The following is a 16,980-nucleotide window of genomic DNA, read 5'->3' as shown; positions in this document are numbered from 1 at the left end:
CTCGCGGGAAAATAGGCATAGACAATTCACAGAAAATATATGAAACACCCAGAAACCACTTGACGGGGGAGGGATGTGGAGTAAAGTGGAGGGCGTTGGAGCGAGCTGGAGTTCAGGGAGTCAGACCCCCTGAACCTCACCACTTTCGGAAAGGGGTGGCGTTATGTTCCTTGGGACGTATACGCCACGTCTTGATGAGAAGGGGCGCATCATTCTTCCGGCCAAGTTTCGTGACGAGTTGGGCAAAGGGCTCGTCTTGACCCGAGGCCAAGAAAGATGCATCTACGTTTTCAGCGTGAAGGAATTCGAGGCGGTCCACGAGCAGTTGCGGGCCGCCCCGATGTCTTCCAAGCAAGCGCGGGACTACATTCGCGTGTTCCTCTCCGGTGCCTCTGATGAGGTGCCAGACAAGCAGGGCCGCGTGACCATCCCGCAACCGCTACGGACCTACGCAGGTCTCGATCGCGACGTGACCGTGATCGGCGCCGGTAGCCGCGCGGAGATCTGGGACACCGAGGCCTGGAACTCCTACCTCGCTGAGCAGGAAGATTCCTTCTCAGACACAAATGAAGAAGTGATACCCGGATTCTTCTGATCCACCTGCCGGCACGCCAGCCAGTCAACGCATCAGAAACACCGGAAAACCGAGGGGCGCGCTCTCCTCCCGCGAAACCCAGTGGATATCCCGACTCAACTTCCCCTGAGCCGGGCCAGCCGCCAGGGACGCGGTGGGGGAACGAGCCCCTCGGAGCATCTTCACCAACGAATGTTCACCAGCGAATTGCCAACACCAGGCCTTTAACACCAAGACTTCTACCTAAACCATCAGCACAAGCAACAGACCCCGTAGGGAGGTGGCAATACAGTGACAAAGAACAAGCGCGCGGCAGGAAGTCAGGCAGTTAATGCCCACGCTTTCGATGGCGCAGCATCAGGCCGCGTGCAGTCGGCAGCTGAGCGCCACGTCCCAGTGTTACTTGAGCGCTGCCTCGATCTGTTGCAACCCGGAATCGACGCCGCGCGTGACGCCGGCCGCACACCGTGGGTTATCGATGCAACCCTAGGCATGGGTGGCCACACCTACCAGTTGCTTGCACGCAACCCGGACGTCCACGTGATCGGTATCGACCGCGACACCAATGCGCTCGTCATGGCATCAGAGCGCCTCACCGAATACAGCGACCGGCTAGTGCCGTGCCACACCACCTACGACAACATCGACGAGGCACTCGAAACCGCTGGCATCGAAGCCGTCGATGGCATCCTGTTCGACCTCGGTGTCTCCTCGTATCAACTCGACGAACGTGAACGCGGATTCGCCTATTCTTACGACGCCCCGCTCGATATGCGCATGGACACCACCGCGGAACTCACCGCGGCCGAGGTCGTCAATACCTACACGCATCAGCAGCTAACCCGCGTGCTCAAGGCTTACGGCGAAGAACGCCATGCACGCCGCATCATCGACGCGATCCTGCGCACACGCGAAACTGAGCCGTTCACGACGACCGGGCAACTCGCCCAGCTCATCATCGACGCCTACCCGCGCGGAACCAAGGGCGGACACCCCGCCAAACGGACCTTCCAAGCGCTCCGCGTTGAAGTCAACAACGAACTGGCCGTCCTTGAATCCGCGCTACCTGCAGCCCTCGATGCCGTCGCTAACGGAGGCCGCATCGTGGTCATGAGCTATCAATCCCTCGAAGACCGGCTCGTTAAATACGCCTTCGCGCAAGCAACGACCTCATCCGCCCCGGTAGGGCTACCCATCGAACCCGAAGAACACAAAGCCCAATATCGGCTCATAACCCGCGGCAACGAGAAACCGACGGAAAGGGAAGTCGAAGAAAACTCCCGTGCCGCCGCAGCAAGACTACGAGCGGTCGAACGCATCCGCGAACCCCTCAGCCGCCACCACTACACAGACCGCTTTAGCCATCGCTCTAGGAGGAACTCATGAGCGCGCAACCACTGCTCAGGGCCGAACCCGCCCACGCGGAACCGCAAACCGAGGAATTCAGCGGAACCGCGAGTCAGCTTCGCGTAGCCGAAACCCCTCAGGGCGTTCGCACTGAAACGCGGAAACCGCTCTCGGTTATCGAGTACAAGCCCCGCAAGAAAGTGTTGAGCTTCATCCTGTTGTGCCTTGTGATCATGGCGGCGACGGTAGCGACGGCTCTGGGCATCAACGTCAAGGTAGCCAAAGGGCAATACGAACTCGTGCAGCTGCAAAAGCAGGAGCAGAAGCTCACGCAAGACAATGAAGCACGCAGCAGTGAACTGTTCAACAAGAAGTCCCCGCAGAACCTCGCGGCACGCGCGGCACAGCTGGGAATGACCGCATCCGGAAGTGCTGCCACGATCGATGTGGATAAAAAGGAGATCTACGGCAAAGCGACCGAAGCCAAGAAACAGGGCAACGATCTCGCCAAAGGCCCGCACGTCAAGGCCCCGCGCGAACCTGACTATAACGAGCGCGAACTCGCCCGCGCCCAACAAGAACTAAAGGCTAAACAGAACACCGCCCAGGGCGCACAGGCTCCCGCACCGACAAGCCCGGATGCGGCTGGCTCTGAGAAAGCGGATTCGCCTCAGAGCGGCGCGGCGGAGAAGGGCGCTCGTGATGATGCGAAAGGGGAGCGCGGCAAGGTCAGCGACACCCCTTCCAAGAAGGGGAAAGCCAAAGAAGCTGCCGGGGATAATAAAAAGAACACCAAGCCGTTTTCCGGTAAGGACCTCAATGGCGGAAGCATTCCAGGTCCGCAGACCAGCTCAGATAACGCTGGTGACTAGACACTAATCACACGAGGGGAGTCATCCATGGCACGCAGCACGGCCGAGGTTCGCTCCGTCTACCGCATGCGGACGCTGCTCATGCTTGTCCTCTTGCTCATGCTCGTGCTTGCTGGGCGCATGATCTGGGTTCAAGGGATCGACTCCAAACAGGCCGCAGCAGACGCGCTCTCCTCACGCACAACCACTGAGGAGTTGCACCCGGTCCGCGGCCGCATCCTCGACAGCAAGGGCGAAGTCCTCGCGATGTCCGTAGTGCGCTACGACCTGATCGTCAACCAGAACCTCGTCACCGAAGAGTTCACCCGCAAAGACCCAGAAACGGGGAAGAGGGAAACGATCACCGCGCAGCAGGCCGCGGAAGAAGTCGCATACGAGCTCGGCAAAGACCCCGATAAAGTTCGCGACCTCATGCTTGGCGTTGAGGGGCAACCCAAGAACGGGTACTCGGTCATCGCGAAAAATGTGACCCCTAAAGTCAGGGAAGCCGTCCTACGGGTCGGGTTCCCGTGGATGACCAGCGAACAACGCGCCCACCGCGAATACCCCAACGGGCCCATCGCAGGTCAAGTGCTTGGCTTCACCAACGCGGAAGGCGTAGGTGCCAGCGGCATCGAGCTTTCACAACAGAAATACCTCGAAGGCATCCCAGGGGAACGCGTCTATGAACGCTCCGCAGACGGGGTCCGCATCCCCGGTGCGGCACTAGCCGAAAAAGAGGCCGTTGACGGCCAAGACGTGCAGCTCTCAATCGACCAAGACATCCAGTGGGCCGCCCAAGAAGCCGTGATGGCCAAACGCAAGCAATTTAACGCCCTCTGGGTCAACGCGATCGTGATGGACGTTAAAACCGGGCGCATTCTGGCGTTGGCTGACTCGACACCGATGGACCCCAACGATCCCGCCGACACCGAAGCCGACTACCGTACATCCACGGCGATCTCCCAAGCGATCGAGCCGGGATCCACGGGTAAAGTCCCGACGTTCGCGCTCGCTTATGAGCAAGGCAAACTCAAACCCGAGGAAAACTTCAAAGTGCCGAATAAGAAAAGATTCGGTACCGAAGTCATCTCGGACTCGATGCCGCACGCAACCTTTAACATGACTGGAGCCGGCATCTTCGCTCGCTCCTATAACACCGGAACCGTCATGATCGGCGAACGGCTCACCGATCAGGATCGTTACGAGTTCATGAAGAACCTCGGCATCGGCTCTTCCCTCGACGTAGGCCTCGGCCCCGGCAACCCCGGGATCCTCGTGAACTCAGAGAACTGGGACCAGCGTCAACGCCTCACCACAATGTTCGGGCAAGGCTATTCGCTCTCGCCCATGAACACCGCATCCATGTTCCAAGGCATCGCCAACGGAGGCGAACAAATCACGCCGACCATCGTCGAAAATTACGTCGACGCGGAAGGTAATAAGACTAAAGCGCCGACCGGCGATAAACGCCGCGTTATCAGCCCGGAAACGTCGAAAACCATGATGCGGACCATGGAATCGGTGGTTGACAACGGCACCGCGTACGCAATGAAGATGCCGGGCTACCGGGTAGCCGGTAAAACCGGTACCGCACAGGCCCAGGGCCCCAGCGGAAAGTTCGATCAACACTCGCAAGCCTTCGGCGGGCTGGTACCAGCCGAAGACCCCCAGTACCTTGTACTCGTGACCATGCATCACCCGAAAGGTAATTGGAAAGACTGGTCGGTCGGGGACACGTTCACCCGCATCATGGAAGCCACCGTACGTAGCCGAGGGCTCGCGCCAACGGAATCGAAGTCGCAAGCATATAAAGTATTCTCCGGCGAACGACAAAACTATCCATGGTAAGGAAACCCGTGTCTGAGACCCCCACCAGTGCGGCGCAGGCTGAACGAGCCTTCCGGCCAAACCACACAGCCGGTGTGACGCTTGCACAGCTCTTCCCTCACGCCACCCTCGGCAGCACCGAAGCTGAAACCCTTGTCACCGGGATAACGCTTGACTCCCGTGCCGTCCAGGAGTCCGACCTCTATGCGGCTCTACCTGGGGCGAAAACCCACGGGGCACGCTTCGCAGCCCAAGCAATCGAGGCCGGTGCTGCCGCGATCGTGACCGACGCCGCCGGTGCAGACATCATTGCTTCGGGGCAGGCTGGCGCTGAACAGACAGGAGAGACGAGCACACCCGTTGTGGTGACCGAAAACTTGCGCACCCAGCTGGGGGATCTCGCCGCAAGCATCTACAGTTCATCCACCAACAGCTCAGGTGAGAGCCCAGCGCCGCTGCCAGCCCTCATCGGTGTTACCGGAACCAACGGCAAAACCACCACAACCTACATGGTGCGCTCCCTCCTCACCGCACTTGGGCACCACACCGGGCTCATCGGGACCATCGAAATCCAGTCCGGAACCGAGACCATCGAGGCTAAACTCACCACTCCAGAAGCGACCCAGCTGCATTCTTTGCGGGCCCGTATGGGCGAATCCGGTGTGGACACCATCGCGATGGAGGTCTCTTCCCACGCGATCGAATTTCACCGCATCAGTGGGCTGCTCTACGACGTTGTGGGGTTCACCAACCTCACCCAAGACCACCTGGACTTACACGGTTCCATGGAGGAATACTTCAACGTCAAAGCCGAGCTGTTCACCCCCCAACACGCGCGTCGCGGGGTTGTGCTCGTAGACGATGAGTGGGGTAAGAAACTCGCTGAAACCGCGAGCATCCCGGTGCAAACCCTCTCGGTGAACGCTACTGAAACCAAGGACGGTGCGGAAGCCGACTGGAACGTGACAAATATCCGCCGTGAGCACCTCGGCTACCGTTTCACGCTCACAGGCCCAGCTGACGATGCCGGTGTGTCCCAAACCCTGGACGCCCACGTGGACATGCCAGGTGAATTCAACGTCGCCAACGCAGCGCTCGCGTTGGTTATGGTTATCGCCTCTGGCGTTCCGGCGGCCAAGCTACAAGAAGCAATAGCTGCCGAGCCATCCCCGCTGACCCCGAGCGTCCCTGGGCGCATGGAGGTCGTCTCAACCCGCCCCGCTGTAATCGTCGATTTCGCTCACAACCCTGACGCGCTTGAACGAGCGCTCGCATCCGTGCGTACGCAAGAAGGCCGAGTGATCGTAGTCTTCGGTGCAACCGGGGAACGCGATCAACTCAAACGCCCCATCATGGGCCGCATCGCAGCAGAAAACGCTGACATCGTGGTCGTCAGCGATGACGACCCGCACGATGAAGACCCGGCAACCATCCGCGCCGCCGTCATCGAAGGGGCGCAGCAAGCGGCCGCACGCACCGGCGCGAGGGTCATCGAAGCCGCGCCACGTGCCACAGCCATTCACCAAGCCATCCAGATGGCCCAGGAAAACGACGTTGTGTTGCTTGCCGGCCGCGGGCATGAAACCGCCCAGGAAGTCAGCGGAATCATGGTCCCCATCGACGACCGTGAAGAGGCAAGAGCCGCACTCGTGCAACAAACCAGCAAGACCGAGTAGAGTCAGTCCACAGAACAATGATCACTCTCACCATTTCCCAACTTGCCGAAGTCACCGGAGGCCGCCTGTACGGCCCGGTGAATACTGACGCGCACGTCAGTTCACTCACGACCGATTCCCGCGAGGTCACCCCCGGCGCGCTGTTCGTAGCGAAGCCAGGGGAGAGGACCGACGGACACGAATTCGCAGCAGCCGCCATCGGCGACGGCGCGGTAGCGGTCCTCGGGGAACGCGAAGTCACCGACGCCGCAGGTCAGCCGTTGCCGATGGTCATCGTCAACAACGTTGTTGACGCGATGGGTGTGCTTGCCCGCCACGTGGTTGAAACGGTCCGCGATCACGGTGAGCTCACCGTGATCGGTATCACCGGCTCCGCAGGCAAAACCACCACTAAAGACCTCCTAGGCGCTATTTTGAGCCATAAAGGACCCACCGTGGTTCCGCAAGGCTCCTATAACGGCGAGGTAGGTTTGCCGCTCACCGTCTTCGAGATGACGGAAGATACCCGGTACCTGGTCGCCGAAATGGGGGCCACCCAGCGCGGGAACATCGCCTACCTCGCAGACATCGTCAAACCAGATATCGGCGTGGTCCTCATGGTCGGCACCGCCCACGTGGGCGAGTTCGGCGGCATCGAAAACATCGCTCTCACCAAACGTGAGCTCGTTGAAGCGGTCGGCCCTGAGGGTGCTGTGGTGCTCAATAAGGACGATTCCACGGTGTGGAACATGCGAGAGGCTGCACACGCACCCGTCTGGGCTTTCACCGAAAGCGACCCAGCAACCGCATCCCTCGGCGCTGCTGGAGACAGCGATGACAACATGGCTGGTGCCGTCTACGGAACCAACGTGCACCTGGATGGGAGCGGCCACCCCGTCGTCGCCCTCACGTTCCCAGACGGCTCCGTCCGGCAAGTCACCTCTGGCTTAGTTGGCCGTCACCACGTAGCCAACGTTTTGGCCGCGGCGACTGCGGCCAGCGCGGCCGGGATCGAATCTGGGCTGATCGCAGACACTCTCTCCGGGCTCGGGGCAATCTCACGGCACCGGATGGAACGCACTGACCGCGCAGACGGCGTCACCGTCATCAACGACGCCTACAACGCCAACCCGGAATCCATGATGGCAGCCCTCCAGCTGCTCGCTGAGATCGAACGTGGAAACCCGCACAGCGAGCCCCGCCGCACGTGGGCCGTGCTGGGGGAGATGCTCGAACTCGGCGAAGACTCCATCACCGAACACGACCGGCTCGGCCGCATGGCGGTGCGCCTCAACATCTCTAAAACGGTGGTTGTGGGCCGCGGCGCTAAACCGATCCACTCCGCAGCGGTCCAGGAAGGCTCGTGGGGTGAAGAGGCATACTGGTTCGAAACGACTGAGGAAGCCGAAACTTTCCTCAACGATAACGTCCAGCCAGGCGACGTCGTGCTCTTCAAATCCTCGAACGGGGCAGGACTACGCTGGCTCGGTGAAAATTTCGCTAACGCTGAGCAGACACGGGAGGGCTGATACATGCTCGGACTCGTACTCGGTGGCGTCATAGCCCTCATCATTTCCTTCGCAGGCACCCCGCTGTTCATCCGTTTGCTGACTCGCCGCGGCTATGGGCAGTTCGTGCGCGAAGACGGCCCGCAAAGCCACATGTCCAAACGCGGAACCCCCACGATGGGCGGCGCCGTGTTCGTGACGGCCGCGATCCTCGCGTACTTCCTGACTCACCTGATTCTGGCGCTGTTGGGTTCGCCGACCGCGGGACCAACCGCATCGGGCCTCTTGCTGCTGTTGCTCATGGCCGGGATGGGCATGGTCGGTTTCTTTGACGATTACGCGAAGATCCGGCAGGAACGTTCGCTCGGGCTAACCCCGTGGCAGAAGATCCTCGGCCAGGGCATCGTGGGCGTGTCTTTCGCGGTGCTTGCGCTCATGTTCCCGGATGAGCAGGGCCGCACGCCTGGCTCCATGATGATCTCCGCGGCACGTGATATCCCGTGGCTTGATCTGAGCTTTGCAGGCCCTATCTTCGGTGGGGTCCTGTTCGTGATCTGGGCTAACTTGATCGCAACCGCAACCACCAACGGCGTAAACCTGACTGATGGCCTCGACGGCTTGGCGACAGGTATTTCGATCTTCGTGTTTTCCGCGTACGCCCTCATCGGGTTGTGGCAGGAAACCCAAAGCTGCGGCACGCATCGTGCCATGGCTGGGGGATGCTATGAAGTCCGCGACCCTATGGACCTTGCGATCTGGGCTGTGATCTTGATAGGTGCGCTCGTTGGTTTCTTGTGGTGGAACACCAAACCCGCACGCATCTTCATGGGCGACACCGGCTCGCTCGCGCTCGGTGGCGCTGTAGCGGCGTTCGCGATCCTGGGCCGCACCCAGTTGCTACTGATCGTGATTGCGGGCATGTTCGTGCTGATCTCACTGTCCGTGATCATCCAGGTCGGCTACTTCAAACTCTCCGGTGGCAAACGCGTGTTCCTCATGGCTCCACTCCAGCACCACTTTGAGCTCAAGGGGTGGCAAGAGGTCACCGTTGTGGTGCGTTTCTGGATCTTGGGCGGCCTGTTCGTGATCGCGGGCTTGTGCTTGTTCTATCTGGACTGGCTGGTGAGAGTATGACCAAGCAGCTACCCATGCTGGGAGGACTTGAACACCTCGATTCGTGGGGTGCCGATTGGGGCGGGCTGCGTGTTGTTGTAGCCGGCATCGGCGCGAGTGGTTTCGCAGCCGCTGACACTTTGGTTGAACTCGGCGCGAAGGTCGCTGTCGTCGATGGTGTTGATAACGAATACAACCGCGAACGCAAACAGACCCTGGAAATTGTTGGTGCGGTATCGGTTGAACTCGGTACCGAGCACGTCGAGGCCATGCCTGCGGTCGATGGTGAACAACCTGATCTTGTGATCGTTTCCCCAGGTTGGCGGCCGAGCCACCCGTTGCTGGTTCAGGCGCGCGAAGCCGGGGTTCCTGTGTGGAGCGAGATTGAGCTTGCGTGGCGTGTACGCGATGGCCGCGAGTTGGCTGAACCAGCGGAATGGTTGTGCGTGACCGGCACCAACGGTAAGACCACGACCGTGACGATGGCAGCGGAGATGCTACGTCAGGACGGCTTCCGTGCGATCGCGGTCGGCAACGTTGGAACGCCGGTCTTGGATGCAATCCGGGACCCGCAAGGCTATGACGTTTTGGTGGTTGAGCTTTCCAGCTTCCAGCTACACCACACGTATTCGATCTCTCCGCTGGCATCCACGGTGCTCAACATCGCTGAGGATCACGTCGATTGGCATGGCGGTTTTGAACAGTACAAGGCCGATAAAGCCAAAATCTATGAGCGGACCAAGATCGCGGCGATCTTCAACGCGGAAGATCCGGTCACGCTTGCGATGGTTGAAGAAGCCGATGTGGTTGAAGGGTGCCGGGGGATTGGCTTCACAACTCAGAGTCCGGCTGTTTCGATGCTTGGCGTGGTTGAGGACCTGCTGGTGGACCGCGCGTATATCGCGGAGCGCCGCACGCAGGCCCAAGAGCTTGCGCAGCTATCTGATCTGGGGCCGCGTCCAGCCCATCACACTGTCGCGAACGCGTTGGCTGCCGCGGCACTGACGCGTGCTGCCGGTATCAACGCCGAAGGTGTTGCCGCTGGCTTGAGGGCCTATGACCGTGGTGAGCACCGCATCCAGACGATCGCCGAAGCTGATGGTGTCACGTGGATCGATGACTCTAAAGCAACCAATCCGCATGCAGCTCACGCGGCACTGGCTGCGTATCCGAGCGTGGTGTGGGTAGCTGGCGGATTAGCCAAGGGCGTTGAGTACTACGAACTTGTTCAGCAGCACAGCCACCACCTTCGGGCAGTGGTGTTGATCGGCACTGATACGAGCGCACTTGAGGAAGCTCTCACTCAACACGCGCCCAACGTCCCCGTTCTTCGGACCCAGGTGGGAGAAACTGGTAAGCCTAATAAGGTCACACCAGAACTTGGTGAGGCCGTCATGAAGCAAGCTGTCAGCCACGCGCTCAGCGTTGCACAGGAAGGCGACACCGTCCTGCTCGCGCCAGCATCGGCGTCCATGGATCAGTTCGCCTCCTATGCGGCCCGCGGCCACGCGTTCGCGAAGGCTGTTGCTGAGGCACTCGGTAACTCACCCGAATAAACCGCCGAGAACTGATACACAGGCAACCGGCTGGGCAAGGCCACCGGCCGTGCACAGCAACCATCGGATGAGGCACCATACCGGAGAACTGCAGGAGGTACCCATGGCCACCGCTAAGCCACGTAGAGGGTTCCTTCACCGCCAGATGCGCCGCATCGAACTCACAGACGCCGCGGGCCTGCGCACCACGGTCTATGTCTTGATCGCTTCCACACTGTTGCTGACGGCGTTCGGTTTCGTGATGGTGCTGTCCTCCTCGGCCGTCGAGTTCGTGTCCGCTGACCGTGACCCGTATTCGCTGTTCATCAAGCAGGCGACCTTCGGTGTGATCGGCATCGTGGGCATGTTCGTGATGATGGCGATGCCGACCGCGTGGCTGAAGCGTCTGGCGTGGATTGCGATGATCGGGATGCTCGGGTTGCTGGCGTTGGTTCTGGTGATCGGTGTCAATGTCAACGGCAATAAGAACTGGCTCCAGTTTGGTCCCGTGACCTTGCAACCGTCTGAGATGCTCAAACCTGTCATGGTTCTGTTCGCCGGGACGATGTTTGAGCGTAAACGTCGTGTGATGGATCAGCCGATGCATGCACTGGTTCCGGTTGCTGTGGTGGTGGGCATGGCGATTGCTTTGGTGCTGCTGGGGCGGGACCTCGGGCAGGTACTGGTGCTCGCCGGGATCCTCGCGGTGATGTACCTGGTTTCGGGCGCTCCGTGGCGTGTCATGGGTTTGCTCGGGGCTGCGGGGCTTGCGATGACGGTGGTCGCTGTTTTTGCTAGCCCAAACCGTATGATGCGCATCTTGTCTTTCGCGGGTCAGGGTGCAGAGGACGATGCGCAGGGGATTGGGTTCCAGGCGTTGCAGGGCCGTTTCGCGTTGGCTTCTGGCGGCTGGACGGGCGTGGGCTTAGGCCAGTCGCGTTTGAAGTGGAGCTACATCCCGGAAGCGCAGAATGACTTCATTGTGGCGATCATCGGTGAAGAGATCGGTTTGTGGGGCACGCTCACGATTATTGCGGCGTTCATGGTGATGATCGTGTGTATCTACCGGATCGGTTTCCGGGGGGATTCGCTGTTTTCGCGGGTTGTGTGTGGCGGCGTGATGGCGTGGATCGGCTTCCAGGCTTTCGTGAATATCGGGATGGTTTCTGGGATGCTTCCGGTGATCGGTGTCCCGTTGCCGTTTATTTCTTATGGTGGTTCGGCACTTTTGTCTACGTTGATTGGCGTTGGCTTGGTGCTTAATATTGCACGGACTGAGATTATGGCTTCTCAGCGTGCAAAGTTTGTAGCTGCCTCAGCGGCTGAGGAAGACGCTGACGGTAGTGAGGCTGTTGTACATAGCGTTGCTGTAACTGACGCTAGTGAGAAGGACGGAGTTTAGCGTTGGGCGAGAAGGGGTCAGGCGTGAGTTCTGAGCTTTCTATTGTGTTTGCGGGTGGCGGTTCTGCCGGCCATGTTTCGCCGTTGTTGGCGATGGCTCGTGCGGTTCGCCGGATGCACCCTGATGCCCGGATCACGGTAGTGGGTACCGAGGAGGGGCTCGAGAGTCGCTTGGTTCCCGATGCGGGTTTCGAATTGGAGTTGATCCCTAAGGCTCCGATGCCGCGGCGGCTGAATAAGGCGGCACTGCAGTTTCCGCGTAAGTATCTTGATGCTGGCCGCCGTGCCGCGGAGATTCTGCGTCGCGTTGATGCCGATGTGGTGGTCGGTGTGGGTGGGTATGTGTGCCCGCCGATGTATAAGGCTGCGTTCAAGGCTAAGGTTCCGGTGGTGATCCACGAGGCGAATATTCGTGCGGGGATGGCCAATAAGATGGGCGCGAAGAAGGCCGCGTTTGTTGGTACGGCTTTCGCTGAGACGAAGATCGCTGACGCTAGGCATGTGGGGATGCCGATGCGGGAGGCGATCGCGAATCTGGACCGTGCAGGGGGCGCGGCTGAGGCTCGGCGAGGTTTCGGTTTGGATCCGGAGGCGCCAACGCTGTTGGTTACCGGCGGGTCTTTGGGGGCTGTGAATCTCAATAGGGCTTTGGCTGGTGCTGTTGAGGAGCTGACGCGCCGTGGGGTGCAGGTTCTGCACATCACTGGTGTGGGTAAGGGTATTGAGGCTCAAGGCGCCACTGACGGTGCCGCGTACGTTCAGCTCGCTTACGTGGATGCGATGGAGCGGGCGTACGAGGCCGCGGATGTGATCGTGTGCCGTGCCGGCGCTGGCACGGTGAGCGAAGTCGCGGCCGCGGGATTGCCGGGTATTTTGGTTCCGTTGCCGGTGGGTAACGGTGAGCAGGCACTCAACGGTAAAGTTCTAGTTGATGCCCATGCGGCTCTCATGGTTGAGGATGCCGAGCTCACTAGCGGCTGGCTCATCGAGAACGTGATGGCTCTGTTCGATGATCCGGTGCGTCTTGAGCGGATGGGTATCGCGGCGGCTACCGTTGGTATTACTGACGCGGCGCAGACGATGGCGAGAACCATTGTCGATATTGCTTCACAGCACGCTTCCCAGCGTTCTTCTCAGTGAAGTTAGGCATCTCAATACTGTTTCGAGGCCTCTTAGCCATTGCGGATTGAGGGGCCGTGAGTGGAGGAACCACACCATGAATGCTTCGGGTTCTGATACCCGTTCCACACAGCGAACTGTTGACGAGCTGAATCTGTCTGATTTGGGTCGGGTTCACTTCTTGGGCATTGGAGGTGTGGGGGTTTCTGCGGTTGCGCGGCTATATATTGCTGCGGGCGTGGAGGTTTCCGGGACGGATGCGAAGGATCTGCCGGTTCTGGATGAGCTTGAGGCCGCCGGTGCACGTACGTTCGTTGGTTTCAAGCCCAAGCACGTTGATGGTGTGGACACGATCGTGATGTCCTCTGCGATTCGTGAAGATAACCCTGAGCTGGTTGCCGCGCGTGAGGCTGGCGTGCGCGTTCTGCATCGTTCCGAGGGGCTCGCGTTGGTTATGAAAGGCCGCAGGTCAGTCACGGTTGCCGGTACGCACGGTAAGACCACCACGAGCTCGATGATCACGACGATGCTGTCCACGTTGGGCGCTGACCCTTCTTTTGCGGTGGGTGCCACGGTGGGTGGTTTGGGAACGAACGCGGCCGCCGGAGGCAGCGATATTTTCGTTGCTGAGGCTGACGAGTCGGATGGCTCTTTCTTGAACTATGAGCCGCGCATCGCTGTGGTGACAAATATTGAGCCGGATCACCTGGACCATTATGGGACCGCTGAAGCTGTTGCGGAGGCATTCGAAAAGCATGTTCAGCGCGTCCCGGAAGGCGGCGCTGTGGTGGTGTGCCTGGATGACGCTGGCGGCGCCGAGCTTGCGGCTAAGGTTTCGGCTTCTGGACATGGCCCGAAAGTGGTTGGCTACGGTTTCACCTCTGACGCCGATGTGCGTGTTTCCCGCATGCAACCTCACGGGATTGGTGCCACGGCTAAGGTCACAACGCCAAGTGGTGTGGCCCAGCTGGATCTACCGTTTCCTGGTGCGCACAATGTTTTGAATGCGGTGGCCGCGATCTCGGTGGGTGTTCTGCTCGGCTTCGAACCGCAGGCGTGCGCGGATGCGCTTTCAGAGTTCCAGGGGGCCTCTCGCCGTTTCGATTACAAGGGACAGGCGCGAGGCGTTCGCGTGTATGACGATTACGCGCATCACCCAACGGAGGTGACCGCGGCCCTTGGCGCGGCCCGCGATGTTGCAGGCGAGGGGCGCGTGCACGCTGTGTTCCAGCCGCATCTATTCTCCCGGACGCGAGATTTCGCGCACGGCTTCGCTGATGCGGTCTCCCTTGCTGACACGGTCACGTTGCTTCCCATCTATCCTGCCCGTGAAGACCCCATCCCGGGGGTAACCACCCAGTTGATCGCTGACCACGTGGGTGTTGAGTATGCGCTGGTTGATCCCGAGGATGTTGCCGAACGGCTTGCGGAGCTTGCCCGTCCAGGGGACGTGGTTCTAACGCTCGGTGCCGGTGATGTCACAGCTCTTGGCACACAGATCGTGGAAGCCATCGAGGAGGACGGCTACGAAGATTCCGAGGGCGGTGAAACATACACAGGATGAAATCCGATGACGAGCTTGAGTTCAGCGCGGTAGCCCGTCCCAAGGAAACAGGCAGCGCTGAGCAAGACAGCGCTGAACAAGACAGCGCTGAGCAGGCCGGCGCTGGGCAAGACAGCACGGAGCAAGAAAGCACAGCGCAAGACAGCACGGCGGCAGACGGCGTTGCTCCGGTGTCCCAGTTTGAACCGCCGCCACCTGAACCGCAGCCAGAGGCGGACTCTCAGCCTGATGTGGACTCTGAGCTCGTTCCAGAGTCTCAGAGCGAGGCGCCGTTACCTGCTCCGACGCCGATTCGGCCTCATAAGAAGGATCAGGCTCGCAAACGGAAGAAGTGGCGCCGGATGGCTGGTGTTGGGGCGTGCTTGCTGTTTGTGGGCGGCATGGTTGCGTTGTCGTTCAGCCCGCTAGCCAAGGTTGAAAAGGTCAGCGTTTCCGGTTCGAAACTTGCCGATAGCGCCAAGATCGTTGAGGCGCTTAAGCCGCTGGAGGGGAAACCGGTCGGCAGTCTTAACAACCGGGAGATCACGGGTCTTCTGAAGAAGTTCCCCGCTATTCAGGATGTCCGTATCCAGCTGGATGGTCCGCATGATCTGCGCGTTGAGGTTGTTGAGCATCGACAGGTTGCTGTCATGGAACGTGACGGTAAGAAGATGATCGTTGGCGATAACGGCGTGGCGCTCAAGGAAGTATCTGGTGATGAGGCCGATAAGCTGCCTCTGGTGAGTGTTCCGGAGAAAGACCCTGGGCATCAGATTTTCGACGGTGTAGTCCAGGCGCTTGCGGAACTTCCCGGTGGCGTTTTGGCTACGTTGAAGCAGGCAGAAGCGAAATCAGTGGACACCGTGACGTTCAAGTTGCGTGACGGGCGTAAGATTGTGTGGGGCGGACCTGAGGACGGGCCTATGAAGGCCGCGTTGGTTGAAACGTTCCTCAACCAAAAAGACGTCAAAGACAAGGTCATTGATGTCTCAACGCCTCAGCGACCCGTCACGAGCAATGAATAATCGCACGAGTGGCGTAGCCTGGCGAGAACCAAGAGCTTCAACCAACGGTTGAAAGATATGGAATGAAAAGCGGCCAAAATGGACGCTTGAGGGATGAATTCCCCTCCGGCATAACGACACGCCGCACGCAAGGTTTGAAGCGGCCTAGCGTGGGCGGTTTACTCGATATATAGGCTCGGAGATCGCTTCAGCACCATGCAATACACATGGACCGCATGATGCTCCGGCGTCAGCTTATTTTTACGAGCACATACCTACGAGCAAGGGACCCAAAACGTGGCAGTTGGACAAGAAAACATCGCCGTCATCAAGGTGGTCGGTGTTGGCGGCGGTGGCGTCAACGCAGTCAACCGTATGATCGAGGAAGGCCTCCGTGGCGTCGAATTCATTGCCATCAACACTGACCTTCAGGCGCTCATGCTCTCTGAAGCGGATGTGACCCTTGAAATTGGTCGCGAACTGACCCGCGGCCTCGGCGCCGGCGCTAATCCGGATGTTGGCCGTCAGGCTGCAGAAGATCACGAAGAAGAAATCAACGATCTTCTCACTGGCGCTGACATGGTTTTCGTGACCGCAGGTGAAGGCGGCGGCACCGGCACGGGCGCGGCCCCTGTCGTCGCTCGCATCGCTCGCTCGCTGGGTGCTTTGACTATCGGTGTTGTGACCCGCCCGTTCACGTTCGAAGGCCGCCGCCGTGCGAACTCGGCAGAAGCTGGCATCGACGCGTTGCGTGATGAGGTTGACACCCTCATCGTGATTCCGAACGACCGCCTGCTTGCCATCTCTGACGAACGCATCACCATGCTGGATGCGTTCAAGGCCGCAGACCAGGTTTTGCTCTCAGGAGTGCAGGGCATCACGGACCTCATCACAACCCCAGGCGTGATCAACCTCGACTTTGCAGACGTCAAGACTGTCATGGAAGGCGCGGGCTCCGCGCTCATGGGTATCGGTGCCGCAAGCGGGGAGAACCGTGCACTCGAGGCAGCCGAGCAGGCTATTGCCTCCCCACTTTTGGAAGCAAGCATCGAAGGCGCGCAGGGCGTTCTGTTGTCCTTCCAGGGCGGCTCGGATCTGGGCCTGTTCGAGATCAACGATGCGGCACGCTTGGTCCAGGAAGTCGTTCACCCAGAAGCCAACATCATCGTTGGCTCCGCAATCGACGAATCGATGGGCGACCAGGTGCGCATCACCGTCATCGCTGCCGGATTCGACCAGGTTGATAAGACCTCCCGCCCGGCTCAGCCTAGCCAGGTGAGCCAGTCGAACCAACAGCCTGTTCCACCTCGCGTTGATGAACAGGCATCGGGAACACCGACGCTCGCTGCGGTGCCTCATCCGGTCCCAACACAGGAACAGGACCTGCCGGTTCCTGCCAGCATCGAAGAAGAAGACGAAGAGAACGACGTTCCAGAGGTTGTGGAACCGGTCATGCCACCGGGGCGCGACGCACTGGATGTCCCGGATTTCTTGAAGTAA

The 16,980-nt window shown here is 59.9% G+C and carries 13 protein-coding genes; all 13 read left to right on the top strand.

Annotated elements, in window-relative coordinates:
- The first annotated feature begins 163 nt into the window (after positions 1 to 163).
- The 13 genes from mraZ to ftsZ all read left to right on the top strand — a co-directional run bounded on the left by mraZ (position 164) and on the right by ftsZ (position 16,980).
- Entirely contained in the window at positions 164 to 595 is a 432-nt protein-coding gene (gene mraZ / locus MHJ63_RS05285) for a division/cell wall cluster transcriptional repressor MraZ (RefSeq protein WP_035754472.1), read from the top strand.
- A 345-nt stretch (positions 596 to 940) separates the two neighbouring features.
- Positions 941 to 1,960 carry a 16S rRNA (cytosine(1402)-N(4))-methyltransferase RsmH gene (gene rsmH / locus MHJ63_RS05280; protein WP_052048254.1) on the top strand — a complete coding sequence of 340 codons (1,020 nt, stop codon included), beginning with the start codon at positions 941 to 943 and terminating at the stop codon, positions 1,958 to 1,960.
- Positions 1,957 to 2,793 carry a cell division protein FtsL gene (gene ftsL / locus MHJ63_RS05275; RefSeq protein WP_239446426.1) on the top strand — a complete coding sequence of 279 codons (837 nt, stop codon included), beginning with the start codon at positions 1,957 to 1,959 and terminating at the stop codon, positions 2,791 to 2,793. Before rsmH ends, ftsL begins: the two co-directional genes overlap by 4 nt.
- A gap of 27 nt (positions 2,794 to 2,820) precedes the next feature.
- On the top strand, positions 2,821 to 4,623 hold the full coding sequence (locus MHJ63_RS05270; RefSeq protein ID WP_239446425.1) for a peptidoglycan D,D-transpeptidase FtsI family protein: 1,803 nt from the start codon (positions 2,821 to 2,823) through the stop codon (positions 4,621 to 4,623).
- 8 nt (positions 4,624 to 4,631) lie between these two features.
- Positions 4,632 to 6,278: a UDP-N-acetylmuramoyl-L-alanyl-D-glutamate--2,6-diaminopimelate ligase gene (locus MHJ63_RS05265; RefSeq protein ID WP_239446424.1), complete on the top strand. Its 1,647-nt coding sequence runs from the start codon at positions 4,632 to 4,634 to the stop codon at positions 6,276 to 6,278.
- Positions 6,279 to 6,295: 17 nt separating this feature from the next.
- A complete protein-coding gene (locus tag MHJ63_RS05260; protein ID WP_239446423.1) occupies positions 6,296 to 7,786 on the top strand; it encodes a UDP-N-acetylmuramoyl-tripeptide--D-alanyl-D-alanine ligase in 1,491 nt (496 codons plus the stop codon).
- A gap of 3 nt (positions 7,787 to 7,789) precedes the next feature.
- Entirely contained in the window at positions 7,790 to 8,899 is a 1,110-nt protein-coding gene (gene mraY / locus MHJ63_RS05255; RefSeq protein WP_035754478.1) for a phospho-N-acetylmuramoyl-pentapeptide-transferase, read from the top strand.
- Complete coding sequence (gene murD, locus MHJ63_RS05250) at positions 8,896 to 10,434, top strand: UDP-N-acetylmuramoyl-L-alanine--D-glutamate ligase (RefSeq protein ID WP_239446422.1); 1,539 nt, start codon at positions 8,896 to 8,898, stop codon at positions 10,432 to 10,434. Before mraY ends, murD begins: the two co-directional genes overlap by 4 nt.
- Before the next feature lie 103 nt (positions 10,435 to 10,537).
- A complete protein-coding gene (gene ftsW, locus MHJ63_RS05245) occupies positions 10,538 to 11,815 on the top strand; it encodes a putative lipid II flippase FtsW (protein WP_239446421.1) in 1,278 nt (425 codons plus the stop codon).
- 23 nt (positions 11,816 to 11,838) lie between these two features.
- Positions 11,839 to 12,954, top strand: a complete 1,116-nt coding sequence (gene murG / locus MHJ63_RS05240; RefSeq protein WP_035754479.1) for an undecaprenyldiphospho-muramoylpentapeptide beta-N-acetylglucosaminyltransferase — start codon at positions 11,839 to 11,841, stop codon at positions 12,952 to 12,954.
- 76 nt (positions 12,955 to 13,030) lie between these two features.
- Positions 13,031 to 14,497, top strand: coding sequence for a UDP-N-acetylmuramate--L-alanine ligase (murC, locus tag MHJ63_RS05235; RefSeq protein WP_239446420.1), 1,467 nt, complete (start codon positions 13,031 to 13,033; stop codon positions 14,495 to 14,497).
- Positions 14,494 to 15,501, top strand: a complete 1,008-nt coding sequence (locus MHJ63_RS05230) for a cell division protein FtsQ/DivIB (protein WP_239446419.1) — start codon at positions 14,494 to 14,496, stop codon at positions 15,499 to 15,501. The genes murC and MHJ63_RS05230 overlap by 4 nt, the downstream gene beginning before the upstream one ends.
- Before the next feature lie 276 nt (positions 15,502 to 15,777).
- Entirely contained in the window at positions 15,778 to 16,980 is a 1,203-nt protein-coding gene (gene ftsZ / locus MHJ63_RS05225; protein WP_035754483.1) for a cell division protein FtsZ, read from the top strand.

This window comes from Pseudoglutamicibacter albus (genome assembly GCF_022346425.1).
GTDB lineage: Bacteria > Actinomycetota > Actinomycetes > Actinomycetales > Micrococcaceae > Pseudoglutamicibacter > Pseudoglutamicibacter albus.
The sequence above is the reverse complement of the archived record's forward strand: the minus strand, read 5'-3'. Positions and strand labels throughout refer to the sequence as shown.

Coding starts and splice junctions, on each gene's coding strand:
- ftsL (WP_239446426.1), top strand. CDS start 1,957: ATGAGCGCGCAACCACTGCTCAGGGCCGAACCCGCCCACGCGGAACCG.
- murC (WP_239446420.1), top strand. CDS start 13,031: ATGAATGCTTCGGGTTCTGATACCCGTTCCACACAGCGAACTGTTGAC.
- MHJ63_RS05270 (WP_239446425.1), top strand. CDS start 2,821: ATGGCACGCAGCACGGCCGAGGTTCGCTCCGTCTACCGCATGCGGACG.
- mraZ (WP_035754472.1), top strand. CDS start 164: ATGTTCCTTGGGACGTATACGCCACGTCTTGATGAGAAGGGGCGCATC.
- MHJ63_RS05230 (WP_239446419.1), top strand. CDS start 14,494: ATGAAATCCGATGACGAGCTTGAGTTCAGCGCGGTAGCCCGTCCCAAG.
- mraY (WP_035754478.1), top strand. CDS start 7,790: ATGCTCGGACTCGTACTCGGTGGCGTCATAGCCCTCATCATTTCCTTC.
- ftsW (WP_239446421.1), top strand. CDS start 10,538: ATGGCCACCGCTAAGCCACGTAGAGGGTTCCTTCACCGCCAGATGCGC.
- murD (WP_239446422.1), top strand. CDS start 8,896: ATGACCAAGCAGCTACCCATGCTGGGAGGACTTGAACACCTCGATTCG.
- MHJ63_RS05260 (WP_239446423.1), top strand. CDS start 6,296: ATGATCACTCTCACCATTTCCCAACTTGCCGAAGTCACCGGAGGCCGC.